At 71.7% G+C, this 15,044-nt stretch carries 17 protein-coding genes; 7 read left to right on the top strand and 10 right to left on the bottom strand.

All coding sequences use genetic code 11. From position 1 onward, the window contains the following. The first annotated feature begins 3 nt into the window (after positions 1-3). Positions 4-1,395 (top strand): FAD-dependent oxidoreductase, encoded by a 1,392-nt coding sequence (locus tag AB0B98_RS25875; protein ID WP_357365941.1) that lies wholly within the window; start codon positions 4-6, stop codon positions 1,393-1,395. 46 nt (positions 1,396-1,441) lie between these two features. Here the strand turns inward: AB0B98_RS25875 and AB0B98_RS25870 are convergent, their stop codons facing one another. Beyond that, positions 1,442-1,795 (bottom strand): TraR/DksA C4-type zinc finger protein, encoded by a 354-nt coding sequence (locus tag AB0B98_RS25870; RefSeq protein ID WP_357365939.1) that lies wholly within the window; start codon positions 1,793-1,795, stop codon positions 1,442-1,444. A 118-nt stretch (positions 1,796-1,913) separates the two neighbouring features. Here AB0B98_RS25870 and AB0B98_RS25865 point away from each other — a divergent pair, with 118 nt between their 5' ends. Next, positions 1,914-2,504, top strand: coding sequence for a TetR/AcrR family transcriptional regulator (locus AB0B98_RS25865; protein ID WP_238668421.1), 591 nt, complete (start codon positions 1,914-1,916; stop codon positions 2,502-2,504). A 123-nt stretch (positions 2,505-2,627) separates the two neighbouring features. Then, positions 2,628-2,978, top strand: a complete 351-nt coding sequence (locus tag AB0B98_RS25860) for a DUF1330 domain-containing protein (protein WP_238668420.1) — start codon at positions 2,628-2,630, stop codon at positions 2,976-2,978. Between the two features lie 63 nt (positions 2,979-3,041). Here AB0B98_RS25860 and AB0B98_RS25855 read toward each other — a convergent pair whose 3' ends face one another. The 5 genes from AB0B98_RS25855 to AB0B98_RS25835 form a co-directional block, all read right to left on the bottom strand. Beyond that, on the bottom strand, positions 3,042-4,253 hold the full coding sequence (locus AB0B98_RS25855) for a ferritin-like domain-containing protein (RefSeq protein ID WP_357365937.1): 1,212 nt from the start codon (positions 4,251-4,253) through the stop codon (positions 3,042-3,044). Further along, positions 4,250-5,095 (bottom strand): PhnD/SsuA/transferrin family substrate-binding protein, encoded by an 846-nt coding sequence (locus AB0B98_RS25850; RefSeq protein WP_357365935.1) that lies wholly within the window; start codon positions 5,093-5,095, stop codon positions 4,250-4,252. Before AB0B98_RS25850 ends, AB0B98_RS25855 begins: the two co-directional genes overlap by 4 nt. Then, positions 5,095-6,264 carry an acyl-CoA dehydrogenase family protein gene (locus tag AB0B98_RS25845; RefSeq protein WP_357365933.1) on the bottom strand — a complete coding sequence of 390 codons (1,170 nt, stop codon included), beginning with the start codon at positions 6,262-6,264 and terminating at the stop codon, positions 5,095-5,097. Before AB0B98_RS25845 ends, AB0B98_RS25850 begins: the two co-directional genes overlap by 1 nt. A 79-nt stretch (positions 6,265-6,343) precedes the next feature. After that, positions 6,344-7,288, bottom strand: coding sequence for an ion transporter (locus AB0B98_RS25840; RefSeq protein WP_357365931.1), 945 nt, complete (start codon positions 7,286-7,288; stop codon positions 6,344-6,346). 96 nt (positions 7,289-7,384) lie between these two features. Then, the gene (locus AB0B98_RS25835) at positions 7,385-8,221 is read right to left on the bottom strand and encodes an alpha/beta fold hydrolase (RefSeq protein ID WP_357365930.1); all 837 of its coding nucleotides are present in this window, start codon (positions 8,219-8,221) and stop codon (positions 7,385-7,387) included. Between the two features lie 64 nt (positions 8,222-8,285). On the opposite strand from AB0B98_RS25835, the gene AB0B98_RS25830 reads away from it, so the two are divergent. After that, the gene (locus tag AB0B98_RS25830; RefSeq protein ID WP_357365928.1) at positions 8,286-8,984 is read left to right on the top strand and encodes a helix-turn-helix domain-containing protein; all 699 of its coding nucleotides are present in this window, start codon (positions 8,286-8,288) and stop codon (positions 8,982-8,984) included. 117 nt (positions 8,985-9,101) lie between these two features. Continuing rightward, on the top strand, positions 9,102-9,461 hold the full coding sequence (locus AB0B98_RS25825; RefSeq protein WP_238668413.1) for a hypothetical protein: 360 nt from the start codon (positions 9,102-9,104) through the stop codon (positions 9,459-9,461). A 27-nt stretch (positions 9,462-9,488) separates the two neighbouring features. Here AB0B98_RS25825 and AB0B98_RS25820 read toward each other — a convergent pair whose 3' ends face one another. Together AB0B98_RS25820 and AB0B98_RS25815 are read right to left on the bottom strand one after the other, a co-directional pair. Further along, complete coding sequence (locus AB0B98_RS25820; RefSeq protein WP_357365926.1) at positions 9,489-10,001, bottom strand: GNAT family N-acetyltransferase; 513 nt, start codon at positions 9,999-10,001, stop codon at positions 9,489-9,491. A 133-nt stretch (positions 10,002-10,134) separates the two neighbouring features. After that, the gene (locus tag AB0B98_RS25815; protein WP_357365924.1) at positions 10,135-10,992 is read right to left on the bottom strand and encodes an SDR family oxidoreductase; all 858 of its coding nucleotides are present in this window, start codon (positions 10,990-10,992) and stop codon (positions 10,135-10,137) included. Positions 10,993-11,088: 96 nt separating this feature from the next. Between AB0B98_RS25815 and AB0B98_RS25810 the strand changes: the two genes are divergently transcribed. Then, positions 11,089-11,484 (top strand): helix-turn-helix domain-containing protein, encoded by a 396-nt coding sequence (locus AB0B98_RS25810; protein ID WP_357276779.1) that lies wholly within the window; start codon positions 11,089-11,091, stop codon positions 11,482-11,484. Here AB0B98_RS25810 and AB0B98_RS25805 read toward each other — a convergent pair. After that, positions 11,481-12,437: a DMT family transporter gene (locus tag AB0B98_RS25805; protein WP_357365922.1), complete on the bottom strand. Its 957-nt coding sequence runs from the start codon at positions 12,435-12,437 to the stop codon at positions 11,481-11,483. The genes AB0B98_RS25810 and AB0B98_RS25805 overlap by 4 nt on opposite strands. On the opposite strand from AB0B98_RS25805, the gene AB0B98_RS25800 reads away from it, so the two are divergent. Continuing rightward, positions 12,436-13,824 (top strand): PLP-dependent aminotransferase family protein, encoded by a 1,389-nt coding sequence (locus tag AB0B98_RS25800; RefSeq protein WP_357365921.1) that lies wholly within the window; start codon positions 12,436-12,438, stop codon positions 13,822-13,824. The genes AB0B98_RS25805 and AB0B98_RS25800 overlap by 2 nt on opposite strands. 40 nt (positions 13,825-13,864) lie before the next feature. Here AB0B98_RS25800 and AB0B98_RS25795 read toward each other — a convergent pair whose 3' ends face one another. Further along, positions 13,865-14,827 (bottom strand): helix-turn-helix transcriptional regulator, encoded by a 963-nt coding sequence (locus tag AB0B98_RS25795; protein WP_238668408.1) that lies wholly within the window; start codon positions 14,825-14,827, stop codon positions 13,865-13,867. Positions 14,828-15,044 lie beyond the last annotated feature (217 nt).

Below are 15,044 nucleotides of genomic sequence, written 5' to 3'. Positions count from 1 at the left end.
CTGATGACCGCTCTGGACGACCTTCCCACCATCGTCATCGGCGCCGGTCCGACCGGTCTCGCCGCCGCCGCGCACCTGCACGAACGCGGACTGCCCTTCACCGTCCTCGAAGCCGGCGACACCCCGGGCGCCGCGGTACGCCAGTGGGGGCACGTGCGGGTCTTCTCGCCGTGGCGTTACAACATCGACCAGGCCGCCCGTCGGCTCCTCGACGAGGCCGGTTGGGTCGCCCCCGACCCGGGGACACTGCCCACCGGCGCGGAGCTGGTCGACGACTACCTCCGGCCCCTCGCGCAGCTGCCGCAACTGAAGCCACACGTGCGGTACGGGGCACGGGTCGAGGCGATCAGCCGGCTCGGCCTCGACCGGCTGCGTACCGCCGGGCGCGACACCGCACCGTTCCTGCTCCGCCTCGCCGACGGCGGCGAGCTTGTCGCCCGCGCCGTCATCGACGCCTCCGGCACCTGGAGCACGCCGAACGTCCTCGGCGCGTCCGGTCTGCGCGCGCGAGGGGAGGCGGAGGCGGCGGCGTACCTGGAGCACGCGCTGCCGGACGTCCTCGGCGCCGACCGGGGCCGGTTCGTCGGCCGGCACACACTGGTGGTCGGCGCCGGTCACTCGGCCGCGAACACCCTGCTGTCCCTGGCGGAGCTGGCCGCCGTCGAGGCCGGCACCGAGGTGACCTGGGCCATCCGGGCCGCCGCGCCGACGCGTACCTACGGTGGTGGAGACGCCGACGCCCTCCCGGCGCGGGGCGCGCTCGGCGCACGGCTGCGTGCGCACGTCGACGCCGGACGGATCCGGCTGCTCACCGGCTTCTCCGTGCGGGCGCTCACCCCGACCGACGGCCGGGTGAGTGTGGCCCTGCGGCACGGCGACGGCAGCGCCGAGTCGATCACCGTCGACCGTGTCGTCGCGGCCACGGGCTTCCGCCCCGACCACGGCATCGCCGCCGAGCTGCGGCTGGACCTCGACCCGGTGCTGGGTGCGACCCGTGCCCTGGCCCCGCTGATCGACCCCAACGAGCACTCCTGCGGCACGGTGCCGCCGCACGGCGTGGACGTGCTCGCCCATCCGGAGCACTGCTACTTCGCCGTCGGCATGAAGTCCTACGGCCGGGCGCCGACGTTCCTCATGGCCACCGGCTACGAGCAGGTCCGCTCCGTGGTCGCCGCGCTCGCCGGTGACTGGGCGGCCGCCCGCGACGTCCAGCTCGACCTGCCCGAAACCGGCGTGTGCAGCAGTGATTCCGCCGTCTCGGCGGGCGACGACTGCTGTGGGTCGCAACCGACGGGGCGTGGACTGTCCACAGGCGTCTCCGGTGGGCTGCGGTCCGCGCCGATCAGCCTCGTCGCCCTCGACGCCGCGCCAGCAGGAGGTTGTTGCGCCAGCTGATCACCGGTACGACGGCGCCCACCGCCCTCGCGCTCGGCGGGCGCCGTCACCGTCGGCTAGCGCAGGCCACGCAGGTACGCGCGGACGGGCGGGCGACGAGCCGCTCGGCGGGAATCGGACGGGAGCACCGTTCGCACACGCCGTAGCTGCCGTCGTCGACCCGTCGCAGCGCGACGTCCAGCTCGGCCAGGCGTCGGCGGGTGGCGTCCAGGACGGCGGTGAGCTGCGCGCGTTCGAAGGCGATGGTGCTGCCCTCGGGGTCGTGTTCGTCATCGGCGTTGGACGACCGGGACGCCTCGAAAAGACTCCGCAGGTCGCCGTCCAGGGCGGTGGCCTGAGCCTCGGTCTGTTCGCGTAGCCGCAGCAACTCCTCGCGGACCGCGCTGAAATCGCTGTTCATGACCATTCCACAGTACCTGGGGGATGACAGCGGTCACATCACTGGCATTCCGAGACGACCGGTCATATCGTAGTGTCTGTCAGTCAGCCGGAACCCCGGGCGAGAGGAGGGCCACGAGATGCCACGACCGAAGTCACCGGCCTCCGTCGGAACCCGGCAACGGTTGTCCGACGCGGCGTTGGACCTGTTCCACCTGCGCGGCTACAACGGCACGAGCGTCCAGGACATCGTCGCCGCTGCCGGGGCGCCCAAGGGCACCTTCTACAACCACTTCGCCAGCAAGGAAGACCTCGCCCTCGACTCGGTGGCGAGATACTCAGCGGCGATGGGGCTGGAAATGCTCGACGAGAAGCGGGGCGGCACGCCGCTGGAGCGGATCACCGCTCACCTGAGATACATCACCGGCCTCGGCGACACCATGGGTGATCGCGGATGCCTGCTCGGCAACTTCGCCACCGAGATCCCGGCACACAGCGATGTTCTGCGCAACGCGGTCGACGCCGGCTTCGGCCGCTGGGTCGCCGCGCTCGCCACGGCGATCGAGCAGGCGCGGGCCGCCGGTGAACTGCACGGCGACGAACCCGCCGCCGATCTCGCCGGCTTCGTCGTCTCCAGCTACGAGGGGGCGGCAGCGCGGGCGAAGGCATCCGGTGACCCGGCCGCACTCCAGGAGTTCTTCACGATCACCACGGCCCGGATCCTCACCTGATCCGGGTCCGATCCCAGCGGTGACAGCCCGCGTCGTCCCATCCGCGCGGCGCGTACCCAATCCAAGACGACCGGTCGTACGCCTTCGGCCGGGAAGCAGCACCCCACACCTGAGGAGTGAGACATGAGCACCTACCTGATCAACCACCTGCGTATCCCGGGCGGAGTTCCGACCGAGGATTCCCTGCGTTACCTGGAGCAGGTGCAGGCCACCACCGAGGCGTACGGCGCCAAGTGGCTCGTCCTGGACGCCGAGGTGCAGGTTCTCGAGGGCAGCTGGCCCGGTTCGGTCGTGCTGATCGAGTTCCCGGACGCGGAAACCGCCAGGACCTGGTACAACTCGCCCGAGTACCAGGCGATCCTGTCGCTGCGCGTCGATCACACCATCAACGACCTGGTCCTGGTGGACTCGGTCGGCCCGGACTTCACTGTGGCGGGCTACGCGCGTCAGATCCGGACCCTGCTCGGCCAGTGACCAGCGCTCGCTGACCTGCCGTACCGCGATCCCCGCGCACGCCGTGCCGTGCGCGGGGATCGGCTACATGAAGTTGCGGGTGTGCAGGGCGGAGAGCGCCGCCGCCTCGTCGTCCCGGAAACCCAGCCGGACGAGGCGGCGCTGACGGCCCTGATCCATCGCGTGCTTCAGAGCCCGCACCCGGTCGAAGCCGGCGGACACGTCATTCGGCTGCCAGCCACCCGCCGCGAGCACCACCAGCGCGTCGAAGACATCAGCGTTGAGCCCGGCCGTGTCGACCAGCGCGTCGTGGCGGCGGTGGATGGCCGCCCGCAGCCGGTCCCGCAGCAGCGGATCCAGCCGCGCCTGATGCTCCAGGTGTGCCATGCCGAACACCACGTGCCGGCGCTCGTCCTGCATCGCGAGCCAACAGATCCGGCGGGTCACCGGGTCCGGGGCGAACTCGTGCAGGAACGAGAGCAGATCGACGAAGCTGCCCTCGCCGAGCACGGAGAGCAGGAACGACGCCAACGCGAAGTCCGACTCCGCGACGAGGGTGAACAGCGACTGCCGACCGCCAGCGGACGACGTGCCCATCTCGGCGCCCCGCAGCAGCGCCCGCCGGCTGAAGACCTCCATGTGCCGGGCCTCGTCGGCCATCTGCACGGCGAGCAGCTGCACCACCTCCCGAAAGTGCGGATGGATGCGCCCCACGAACCGGGCCGGCACGACGAGGGCGGCCTGCTCGTTCTCGACCAGATAGGTCATCACCTGTACCACAGCGGCCTCGACGTCGGCCGGCAGCGCGAACGGGTCGTCCCACGGCACCGCGGTCTGCGGGTCCCACTGTCGGGCGGCGGCCTGCGCGTACAGGTGTGGGGCGATGTCGGCCCAGACCAGGTCGCGGTCGTCCAGGTCGAACCGGGCCTCCGGACCACCGGCTTCCAGGAGCGCGCCCCGGGCGCCGAGCCCCCACCTTGCGGGCGGACGGCTGCTCAGCGCCGACGGCAGGGCCGGCCCGGCCCGCTCAGCGCCGAACCAGCGGTCGTCATCCGCCGACCCCCGGACCACCACCGCCACCAGCTCGTTCGCCTCGCCCCGGTCAGGCCATTCGACCCGATGACCCCGGCCACGACACCAGGCGGGCAGGTGGACGCGCAGCGCCGGGTCGCGACCGGAGACCGCCAACCGGCTGCCGGGCGGCAACCCGGCCAGGGCGCGCTGCACCAGCAGGTGCGCGCCACTGCCGAAACCCAGGTCACCCAGGTCGACAGCGGCGACAGGTGTCACGCTCACGGTCGGTAGTGCGGGGCCGTCACCCGCCCGTCGGGAGAGTAGAAACCGCTGGCGTCGACAGCGGCGGCGAGGGCGGCATACCCGGTGGTGCGGCCCTCCCGCCAGGCCGTCAGCCCTTCCAGGTCGAGCAGTGGACGCACCTGCGGATCGGCGTACGACATGCCGAGCAGGAGCGTGCCGAAGAGCCGGACGCCTTCGGACTCCGGCGCGCGGACAGTCATGTTGCAGTGGTCGTAGCGTGCGGTCTGGGCCACGACCCGGGTGCCCTCGGGCGGTAGCGTGCCCTCCTGGACGAACGCCAGGTGGTTGGCGTCGATCATGCAGGCGGCGTCGACCTCCCCGGCCACCAGGGCGCGCGCCGCGTCGCGCTCGCCGCCGATGTGGTCGCCGTGCAGGCCGACACCCACGTCGAAACGGCGTATGTCGACAGTGACACCGGCCGCCGCCAGGTGGCCCAGCGGAATGAGCGTCGCCTGTGGACTGTCGATCGCCCCGACGGCGACCACCCGTCCGGCGAGGTCGGTGAGCTGGCGCACCGGCGAGTCCGCGCGAACCACGACGATCGAGGTGAGGTCCTGGTCGGTGTCGCGCATGGTGAGCGCGCGCACGGCAGTGCCGTCGGCGGCCGCCAGCCGCTCGGCCCGCAGCCAGGCCAGGGGAGAGTTCCAGGCCGCGTCGATCCGCCCGGCGACGAGGTCCTCCACCTGTCGTTCGTAGTGCGAGTAGAGGACGAAGTCGAAGTCCAGGCCCCGCCCGCGCAGCCAGGTGCGGAAGCCCTCCCAGATGGTCACCACCTTGGGGTCGTACGCGACGGCGCCCATCAGGACGGTGGGCGCGGGCATCAGCGGTTGGCCTCGTCGAGCAGCGGCAGCCCGGTGGCGAGCCGACCGACGAAATCGTGCAGCGCGTCGGTGGTCGGCGCCATCACCCGGGCCGCGCGGGCGTCGCGGAAACGACGCTCAAGACCCAACTCCTTGCGGAAGGCGCTGCCCCCGCAGAGCTGCATCGCGCCATCGGTCACGTCGGCGACTGTCTCGCCGGCGAGCGCCTTGACCTGGAGCACCCGCAGCATCGCGTCGTCCCGGCCCGTCTCCAGAGCGGTGAGCGTGTCACCCAGGAAGGCACGCAGCGCGGCGGTGCGGATCATCAGCCGGGCGAGGTCGCGTCGGGTGACTGGCGCGTCGCGCAGGGCGGCGCCGGTGTGCGCGAGCGTGGTCCTGGTCAGATGACGGCCCGCCTCGGCCACGGCGCTGTCGGCGAGACCGAGGCAGAAAGCGGCGTTGAGCACCAGGAACCAGGGCAGGACCGCGCCGAGAGCGGTGTCGAGCCCGGCCCCGTCGGCGGCCATCCTCGCCGTCGCCGGAACCCGGAGCCCGTCGGCGGTCATCGGCCGAGAGCCGTTGCCCCGCAGACCCAGCCCGTCGAAGTCGCCGGCCACGTTCAGGCCGGCGCTGTCGGCCGGCACCAGCCACAAGGTCATCGGACCGGCGTCGCGGCTCAGCGGAAGGCTCGACCAGACGTAGCTGTTGGCCTCGCCGGCCGAGGTGACCCAGCTCTTACGGGCGTCGAGGCGGACTGTGTCGTCGTCTGCGGCTGTCGCGGTGCCGGTCGGCGACCAGAAGTGGCTGCGCGATCCGTACTCGGAAAAGCCCAACGTGGTGAGGTGATCCCCGGCGGCGATGGCGGCGCGGACGTCGCGCGGGCCGTGCGCCTCGACGACGGCGGTCGCCGCGTAGTGCATGAGCACCACCATCGCTGTGGACCCGCACTCGGCGGCCAGCCGCTCGATCACCTCGGCGACCGCCCGCATGCCGTGGCCGGCGCCACCGACCTCGGTCGATGAGGCCAGGCCGAGCAGACCGGCTGCGGCGAGAGCGTCGACACCCGGACGGGGGAAGACCCCGTCCCGGTCGACGATCGGCGCCTGCGGGCGGACCACGTCGTCGATCACCGTGCCGAGCGTGTCAGTGGGATCGGTGGCGGTCTGGACATTGTCGACACTGGTCGTCATGCTCGGTTGCCCCTTCAGGGAGGCCGATGGGACCGCCGTCGACACTATCCGAACCCGTAGACGGAGCGCGAGCGTCGGATCACCGTCTGGCGCGAGCGTCGTCCCGATGGGGTCGGCCGTGCCCGTCGTCCCGGTCGATGCGCAGCTCGCGCTCCAACTCGGTGATGACCGCCCGCAGGTCGTCCAGCCGTTGGGTGAGCGCGATCCGGTCCACCTCGTCCGGTACGCCGTCGCCGTCCTCGTCGTATCCGGGGGCCAGTCGCTCGGTCATCTCCAATCGGCGAGCCTCCTCCATGGAGTTCACGATGACCGCGATGAGGATGTTGAGCAGCAGGTTGACGGTGATGACCACGTAGCTGACGTAGTAGAGCAGCGTCCATGGTGAGATCGCCAGGCCCTGTTCGATGAGGTCCGGCAGCGTCTCCAGCGACAACAGCACGAACAACGTCAGCAGCGACCGGCCGATGTCGCCGTACTCCTGCGGATACCTGTCGCCGAAGATCAGCCAGCCGGCCATGCCGTACACGTAGAGCGTCACGACGGCCAGGGCGAGGAACCCGGTCACGCCCGGCAGGCTGCGCCACAGCGCGGAGACGATGGTCCGCAGACCCGGCGAGAACCGCACCAGGCGGACCATGCGGGCGACCCGGACGACCCGCAGCAGCGCCGGATCGCCGTGCAGACCCGGGATGAAGATCGCCGCGATCACCACGAAGTCGAAGACGTTCCAGCCGTGCCGGAAGAAGTCCTGTGGGCGTCTGCCGTAAGCGGCCAGCCGGATGGCGATCTCGACGACGAAGACGGCCCGGAAGAGCAGCTCCAGCCCGTGCAGCGCGGTGCCCGCCGGGCTCAGATCGTCGTACGTCTCCAGGCCGAGAACGATGCCGTTGGCAAGGATGACCACGACGATGGCGATCTCGAAGGGCCGTGACCGGGCGAGCTGGTCGCATCGGTCGGTCCAACCCGAGCGGTTGCCCGGTGTGGACGGCCCACCCCGCGGGGCGGGCACTGCTGCGTCGCTCACCAGTCGACCGGCTCGATCGTGTGACGGCGCGGGTGGTGTGCGGGCATGCCCACCAGCCTAGCCAAGATCAATGACGGTGTGCGATCGCGCGACCGTTCAGGAGTGCGGCGTCCGCCGCGTCGTCACGGGCGCCGCGAAGAAGTCGGCGAGCGGTTCGACGATCCTCGGGTGCGCCCGGTTGATGGCGTCGTGGCCACTGCGCGGGATCATCAGTGTCCGGGCGCGCGGTAACGCACGGGCCAGTGCCGTGTTCTGTTGCACGTAGTAGGGCGGGCCGTCGGCTCCGCAGGCCAGCAGCACCTCGGCGCTCACTTCGGCCCACCGGGTGGCCGGGCCGTCGTGCGCCAGGATCAGCGCCGCCTCGTCCAACGTCGTCGGCAGCAGTTCGCCCATCGTCCGGCCGATCGGCGTACGCAGGAACGCGCGGATGATCGCCACCCGGACGGCGAGTGGGAGTCTCGCCGCCGCCATCTGCGAGTTGATTCCCGCAGTCGTGATGGCGAGGCTTCGGGCGGTGTCGCCGGCTTGTAGTGCCGCCCGGGCGGGCGCGAGCCACGCCGACGGGAAGCTGCCGTCGATCGAGACCGCGGCGTCGTAGAGGGCGAGCCGTTCGATCGGCAGTCGGGGCGCGGCTTCGAGCGCCAGGAAACCGCCGCCGCTGTGGCCGATGACGTTGCCGGACCCGGTGCGCTCCAGCACCGCGGCGAGGTCGTCGACCTCCTGATCGACGGTGTAGGGCATCGACCTCGGTGGTGCGTCGGCCCGTCCCCGTCGGTTGTAGAGGTGCACCGTGAACCGGTCGGCGAGCGCCCTGGCCAGCCGCCGGTAGACGTCGATCGTCACGCCGCCACCGTGCACCACGACGATCCCCGGCCCCGCTCCCGTCGAGTGCAGCACGATCGTCGCGCCGTCCCGTGCTTTGACCTGCTCCATGTCCGGTCCACCCTTCCCACGCCGACAACAACTGCAAACGCCGTTCGCAGTTTACAGTAGATCAGTGAGTGACGCACCCGCGAGTACCGGTCACGCCGACCCGGGCCGGCAACCGATCTGGAGCAGACCCGAACGCGGCAGCCGCGGCCCCGCGCCAGCGCACAGTCGGGAGGCCATCGTCGCGGCCGCCATCGCCCTGGCCGACGCCGAAGGACTGGCGGCGGTGTCGATGCGCGCCGTGGCCGCCGCGCTCGGCACCGGCGCCGGGTCCCTCTACCGCTACCTGACGTCCCGTGACGACCTGCTGGACCTGATGACCGACCGGGCGGTGGGGGAGCTGCGCCCGTACCCGCAGGTGGAGGGCGACTGGTTGGAGACGATGGTGCTGCTGGGACGACGGCAGTTGGCGCTGTTCGGCACCCACCCGTGGTTGCTCGACGTGATCCACCGGCCCTCCGGCATCGGCCCGGAGGGCCTGGCCTGGTTCGACAACTGCATCCGGGTGCTGGAACCCGTGCGCTGCCCGGTCGCCGCCAAGTTCGAGGCCATCGCGATGATGACAGGCGTGGTGAGCCTCTTCGCCCGCCGTGAATCCGCCGCTGGGGCGTTCAGCTTCGCCGGGCTGGATCTCGCGGCACACCCGCACCTGGTCGCGGCGTTCATTCAGCCCTCCGGACCGGCCCCCCGCGCGGACCTCGTCGAGCGGACCCTGCGCAGTCTGCTCAGCGGCCTGCTGATCACGGAGTCGACCGAGGTGGGCTGAGCGGATCGGCGCACAGGCCGTGTCCGTTGTTCCTTCGCCACCACGACATCCCCTGGTCTAGGTTCTCGATGGTGAGCGGGACCAGGCCGGCCCGCGCCAACTGCGAAGAGGTGCGCGATGTCCGACCCTGATCTTGCCGACCTGCGCCAACGGGCCAAGGACGGTGACCGGGACGCTGTCGACCAGCTTGTCGAGCTCGCGGGGGAGCGGGGTGACCTCACGGAGTTACGTCAGCTGGCCGAGGACGGCAGCGCCGACGCGGCGGCTCAACTTGTCGAACTCGCCACCGAACTCGGCGACATGAACGAGCTGCGGCGTCTCACCGACCGGGGCGACAAGGACGCCGCTGACCAACTCGTCGAGTTGGCCGCGGAGCGGGCGGACGTCGGCGAGCTTCGCCGGCTCGCCGACGGTGGGAACCGGGACGCGGCCGACGTCCTGGCCGAGCTCACCGAAGAACAGGACGAGGCGGAGTAGCCGGCCGGGACGCGGGAGCGCCCGGTGTCACGTCGCGGTGGTGAGGTACCTGCGGTAGCCGAGCGCGGACTGCGTTAACCCGACGGACGCGTAGAACCGGTGGGCATCGGTACGCGCGGCGTTCGACACCAGTTGGACCTTGTAGCAGCCGGCTGCCGTCGCCTCGTCGAGCGCCGCCAGCATGAGGGCCCGGGCAACCCCACGGCGGCGCCAGTCGGGCGCGACCACCACGTTCTCCACCACCATGTACGGTCGCGCGCCGTGGGTGAGGTTGGGGGCGACCAGGGTGTCGAGGGTGCCCACGAAGGTGTCCCCGGCGACGGCCAGCAGGAGCCGGCGGCCGGCTTGGGCGTGCAGGTCACGCCAGGCGGCGGCGAGCCGGGCGGGGTCCGGCCGCGCGTCGTCGGGAGCGAGTTGCCACAGCACGTCGAAGACCAGTTCGGGGTCGTCCTGCGCTACGGCGGCCCGGACGACGAAGTCGTCGCCGCTCACCGGGTCGCGGCCGGAGTGTCCAGGTCGGACCGCACGGCGTGTCGACATGGCGGCTCGACGGGCCGGGGGAGCTGCTCATCGACGTGCCTCACCATGCCGTCGAGGATACGTCTGCGGTTTCACCGGGTGACGGGCGACGGCGAACGGAGGCCCCGTCGCCCGTCTCGGTGAGGGATCCGGTTCAGGCCCGCGCGGCCCGGATGGCGTCGCGCAGCGGGGTGCTGGGCCGGCCGAGCAGACGGCTGAGGTCGTCGCTGTCGGTTGCCAGCTCGCCGTTGGCGATCGAGTGGTCGAGCGCGGCGACGAAACCGGCGGTGCCCGCGTCCAGGCCGACGTTCTCCAGGGCCGAGGCCAGCTCGGCGGCGGACATGTCCTGGTGGACGACTCTGGTGCCGGTCACCTCTGTGACGGCCTCGGCCAGCTCGTCGAAGGTGAAAGCGGTGCCGCCCAGTTCGTGGACGGCGTTGCCGTCCTCGTCGCGGGTCAGCGCGGCCACGGCCGCCCCCGCGTAGTCGGCCCGGGTCGCGGTGGAGATCTTGCTGCCGCCGGTGGCACCGAGAATCGTGCCGGACCCCAGGTACTGCGGGAGTTGGTCGGTGTAGTTCTCGGTGTACCAACCGTTGCGCAGCACCGTGTAGGTCAGACCGGACGCGGCAAGGACCTCCTCGGTGGCCTTGTGCTCCGGGGCGAGCGGGTTCGCTGTGGTGTCGGCCTTCAGGATGCTGGTGTAGACGAGACGCTCCACCCCGGCGAGCTTGGCGGCGTCGATGACTGCGGTGTGCTGCGCGACGCGCTGGCCGGGAGCGTCGCCGGAGATGAGCAGCAGGCGGCGTACGCCGGCCACGGCGCCGGGCAGCGTCGACGGGTCGTCGTAGTTGGCCTTGCGGATCTCGACCCCGCGCGCGGCCAGGTCGGCGGCCTTCTCCGGGCTGCGGACGATGGCGGCGATCTCGGCGGCGGGTACGCCGCTGTCGAGCAGTTGCTCGATCACCAGGCGGCCCAACCGGCCGGTGGCGCCGGTGACGGCATAGGTGGGCATGGGAACCTCCGGAGGGTGGGGACAGATCAGTAAGCACTTACGAATCTACAGCACTAACCGATGGGAGGCATGGGATAGGCTGGTGAGGTGAGCGACATGCCGGCCCAGGACCCGGCGGGGCCTACCCAGGATTTCGTCAGCGATGTCTTCGCCAGGGGTTGCACCTCCCGGGCGGCCTTCGAGGACGTCACCTCGAAGTGGGCCTCGCTGGCCCTGTTGGCGCTCGGCGAGGGCAGCTACCGGTTCAACGCGCTGCGTCGCCGCATCGACGGGGTCAGCGAGCGGATGCTCTCCCAGACCCTGCAGACCCTCGAACGCGACGGGATGCTCACCCGGGAGGTGCTCACAGCGATCCCACCGCGCGTCGAATACTCGCTGACCCCGCTCGGGGCCCGGGTCGCCGAACAACTGCGTGGCCTCGCCGATCTGCTGGAGGCCTCGGTGCCCGAGTTGCAGACCGCCCGCGACAGCCGCGAGCGCGACCGGGGCTAGGGCGATCCCGCGCCGGCCTCGCGTCGCGCCACGACCGTCCTCGGGCTCTGGCGGATGCGTTGGGTCGCCACGACACATGCCAGCACCACCAGCGCCGCCGCGATCGAGGCGGGGGAGACCACCTCGCCGAGCAGCAGCGCCGACCACAGCAGGGTCAGCACCGGCTGGGCGAGTTGGACCTGGCCCACCTGCGCTATACCGCCCCGGGCCAGGCCCGCGTACCAGGCAAAGAAGCCCAGGAACATCGAGACCCCGGTGAGGTAGCCGAACGCCGACCAGGCGAGAGCGTCGGCCCGCATCGGGCTGGTGGCGGCGGCGAACGCCGTGACGGGAACGGTGATGGGCAGCGAGAGCAGCAACGCCCAGCAGATCGTCCGAGCGCCGCCCAACTCGCGGGCGAGCGCGCCGCCCTCGGCGTAGCCGAGGCCGCAGAGCACCACCGCCGCGAGCAGGAACAGGTCGGGCACTGTGAGGGCTCCGCGTACCGCGCCGCTGACGCCGAGGAACGCGAGGACCGCCAGCAGTCCGCCCGCGCTCACGATCCAAAACAGCGGCGGTGGGCGTTCGCCGGCCCGCAGCACCGCGAACACGGCCGTCATCGCGGGCAGCGCGGCGATGACGACAGCGCTGTGCGCGGAGGTCTGGGTGAGTAGCGCCATCGAGGTGAACAACGGAAAGCCGACGATGACGCCGAGGGCGACGATCGGCAGCCGTTGCCACTGACCGCGGGTGGGCCGCGGTGCGCCGGTGAGACGCAGGTACGCCAAAGCCAGCAGCCCCGCGCCGACAGCCCGGCCGAAGGCGACGAACCACGGGTCGAGTTGCTGCACGACGATGCGGGTGGCCGGAAGCGACAGGCTGAAGCCGAGCACACCCAGGGCGCCGAGGCCGAGCCCGAGGACCCGATCCGCTGTTACCGTGTTTCGGGCAGTAGCGCTACTCTTGTCCCTCATGGAAAACGGTAACGCAGCCCAACGCGTTATCCAAGATCTGCGGGGTCTCGCGGTCGCCGCCGGTCCCGGTGCCCGGCTGCCCTCGGTACGCGAGTTGACCGCCCGACATCAGGCGTCGCCGGTCACCGTCGCCGAGGCGATCCGTCAGTTGGCGGCCGAAGGGCTGATCGAGGCACGGCCCGGCCGAGGCACCTTTGTGGCCACATCACCGGACGAGCCGGGGGTGCCCGACCTGTCCTGGCAGACCGTCGCGCTCGGGCCCCGCCGGTTCGGTCAGGACGAGATGCAGGCGCTGTTGGCGCTGACGCCCGCCGGAACGATCCCGCTGTCCGGTGGCTACCTCCACGCTGACCTCCAGCCCGCCGCCGCGCTCGGCGCCGCCCTCACCCGGGCCGCCCGCCAGCCGGCGAGCTGGCAGCGCGGGCCGGTCGAGGGTCGCACGGACCTGCGCGCCTGGTTCGCCCGCGAGGCCGGTGCGGGGCTGCACGCCGAGGACATGCTGATCTGCCCCGGCGGGCAGGCCGCTCTGTCGTCCGCGTTGCGGGCGCTCACCGCGCCCGGCGACGCCCTGCTCGTCGAGTCGCCGACCTACCTGGGTGCGTTGGCAGCGGCCCGCGCGGCCGGGCTGCGGGTGGTGCCCGTGCCGGCCGACGCCGACGGGGTACGGCCCGACCAGCTCGCCGCCGCGTTCGCTCGCACCGGCGCCCGGCTCTTCTACTGCCAGCCTCTCTACGCCAACCCGCACGGCGCGACACTGGCGCAGCACCGCCGGGCGCAGGTCGCCGAGGCGGTACGCGACGCGGGTGCGTTCCTGATCGAGGACGACTACGCCCGTGACCTCACCATCGACGATCCGGTCCCGCCACCACTGGCCAGCGACGATCCCGACGGCCACGTCATCTACCTGCGCTCGCTGACCAAGTCGACAGCCCCCGGGCTGCGCGTCGCCGCCATCGGAGCCCGGGGCCCGGCCGGAGCGCGACTGCGCGCCGCCCGGCTGCTCGACGACTTCTTCGTCGCCGGTCCACTGCAACAGGCGGCGATCGACTTCCTCACCTCTCCGGCGTGGTCGCGGCATCGCCGGGCACTGCGCGCCGCTCTGCGGACACGCCGGGACGCGTTGCTGACCGCGCTACGCCGGCACCTGCCAGGCCTTGCCCCGCAGTCGGTCCCACGTGGCGGCATGCACCTCTGGGTGCCCCTCGCCGCCGGCACCGACGACGCGGCGCTGGCCGCTGCCGCGGCGGCCGAGGGCGTCGCCGTCTTCCCGGGTCGGCCCTGGTACGCGGCCGAACCCCCGGCCCCGCACCTTCGCCTCACCTACGCGGCAGCCGCGCCCGAACTCATGGACGAGGCCGTTCGGCGTCTCGCCCGCGTCCTCAGTTGAACACCGGGCGCCTGGTTGGTTGGCGTCCTGGTCGGGGGTCTCAGGTGTTCAGCGTCTCGCGCGGCGGCACACCGAAGCTGGCGTGGTATCGCGCGGTGAACCTGCTGTGGCTGGCGAATCCCCACCGGCTGGCGATCGCCGAGACCGTCTCCTGGCGTGGGTCGGCGTGCAGCAGGTCGTGGTGTGCCCGGACGAGTCGAACCCGACGCAGGTAGGCCATCGGGGTGGTGCCGAGGTGACGGCGGAAGGCGAGTTGCACCGCCCGGAGGGAGACGCCGGCCGCGCCGGCGATGTCGGCCGCGCTGATGTCCCGTTCGGCGTGCTCCTCCAGAAACGTGATCGCCCGTCGCAGCGTGGCGGTGGTGGCGTCGTTCCGGTCCGCGGCGGTCGGTTCGGTGAACGCGGTGTTGGGGAAGACCGCGAGCGCCGCCGCGGCCAGCATCCGGGCGGCGTTGCCGATCACCAGCGACTGTGCCCCGGCGGCCGGGCTGTTCAACACGACGTCGCGGACGAAGCTGGTGGTGTTGCGCCACTGCCGGGCGAGGGCTGCGCTGGCGGCACCCAGCTCGGTGAACTCGATCCGGCCGGGCCGGCGGGCCGGTGCGGTGGTGGCCACCTGCGCCAGCACCGACAGGTCCAGTACGCAGAGCTCCACCTCACCGGGATGCCAGTGGACGGTGCATGGCTCCTCCGGCCTGGTGACGAGGAAGACCTCGCCGGGGCCGAACCGGTGGGCCGATCCGGCGCAGGAGCGATCGACGTGTGCGGTGCGGGTGTGACCGATGACCAGCCCGCCGAGGGTGCTGGCATCGATCTCGAGGTGCCCGGTCTGGCGGGTGGTCGCGATGGCAAAGGGGCCGGTGTCGGCGCGGTGGTGGGTGAGCCGGTATCCGTTCCTGCTCTGGATGCGCAGTTTCGGGTCGTACGTGGCGGACAGGAATTCCTGGATGGCCGCCGGGTCGCGGCTGTCGAACTGGTGGGTCTGCACTGGCGATGACGTCATCCGCTGTCTCCGTCCGGTGGAGGTGCCGCCGGGTCCTGGAACGGGTGCCGACGGCAGGTTCGGGACGTGCCGGGGTGCTCGGCGGTGACCCGGCACATCGTTGGCCGGCGGTGCGGTGGGATGGAACGTCGCGAGCGGGACGGCAGCGACCGGTTGAGGGTGTCGGATCTGGTCTGACCATTCACTGACGCTGAGGTGCAATATCCGTAGATGGGAA

This window comes from Micromonospora sp. NPDC048947, from assembly GCF_040649495.1.
GTDB lineage: Bacteria > Actinomycetota > Actinomycetes > Mycobacteriales > Micromonosporaceae > Micromonospora > Micromonospora alfalfae.
The sequence above is the reverse complement of the archived record's forward strand: the minus strand, read 5'-3'. Positions and strand labels throughout refer to the sequence as shown.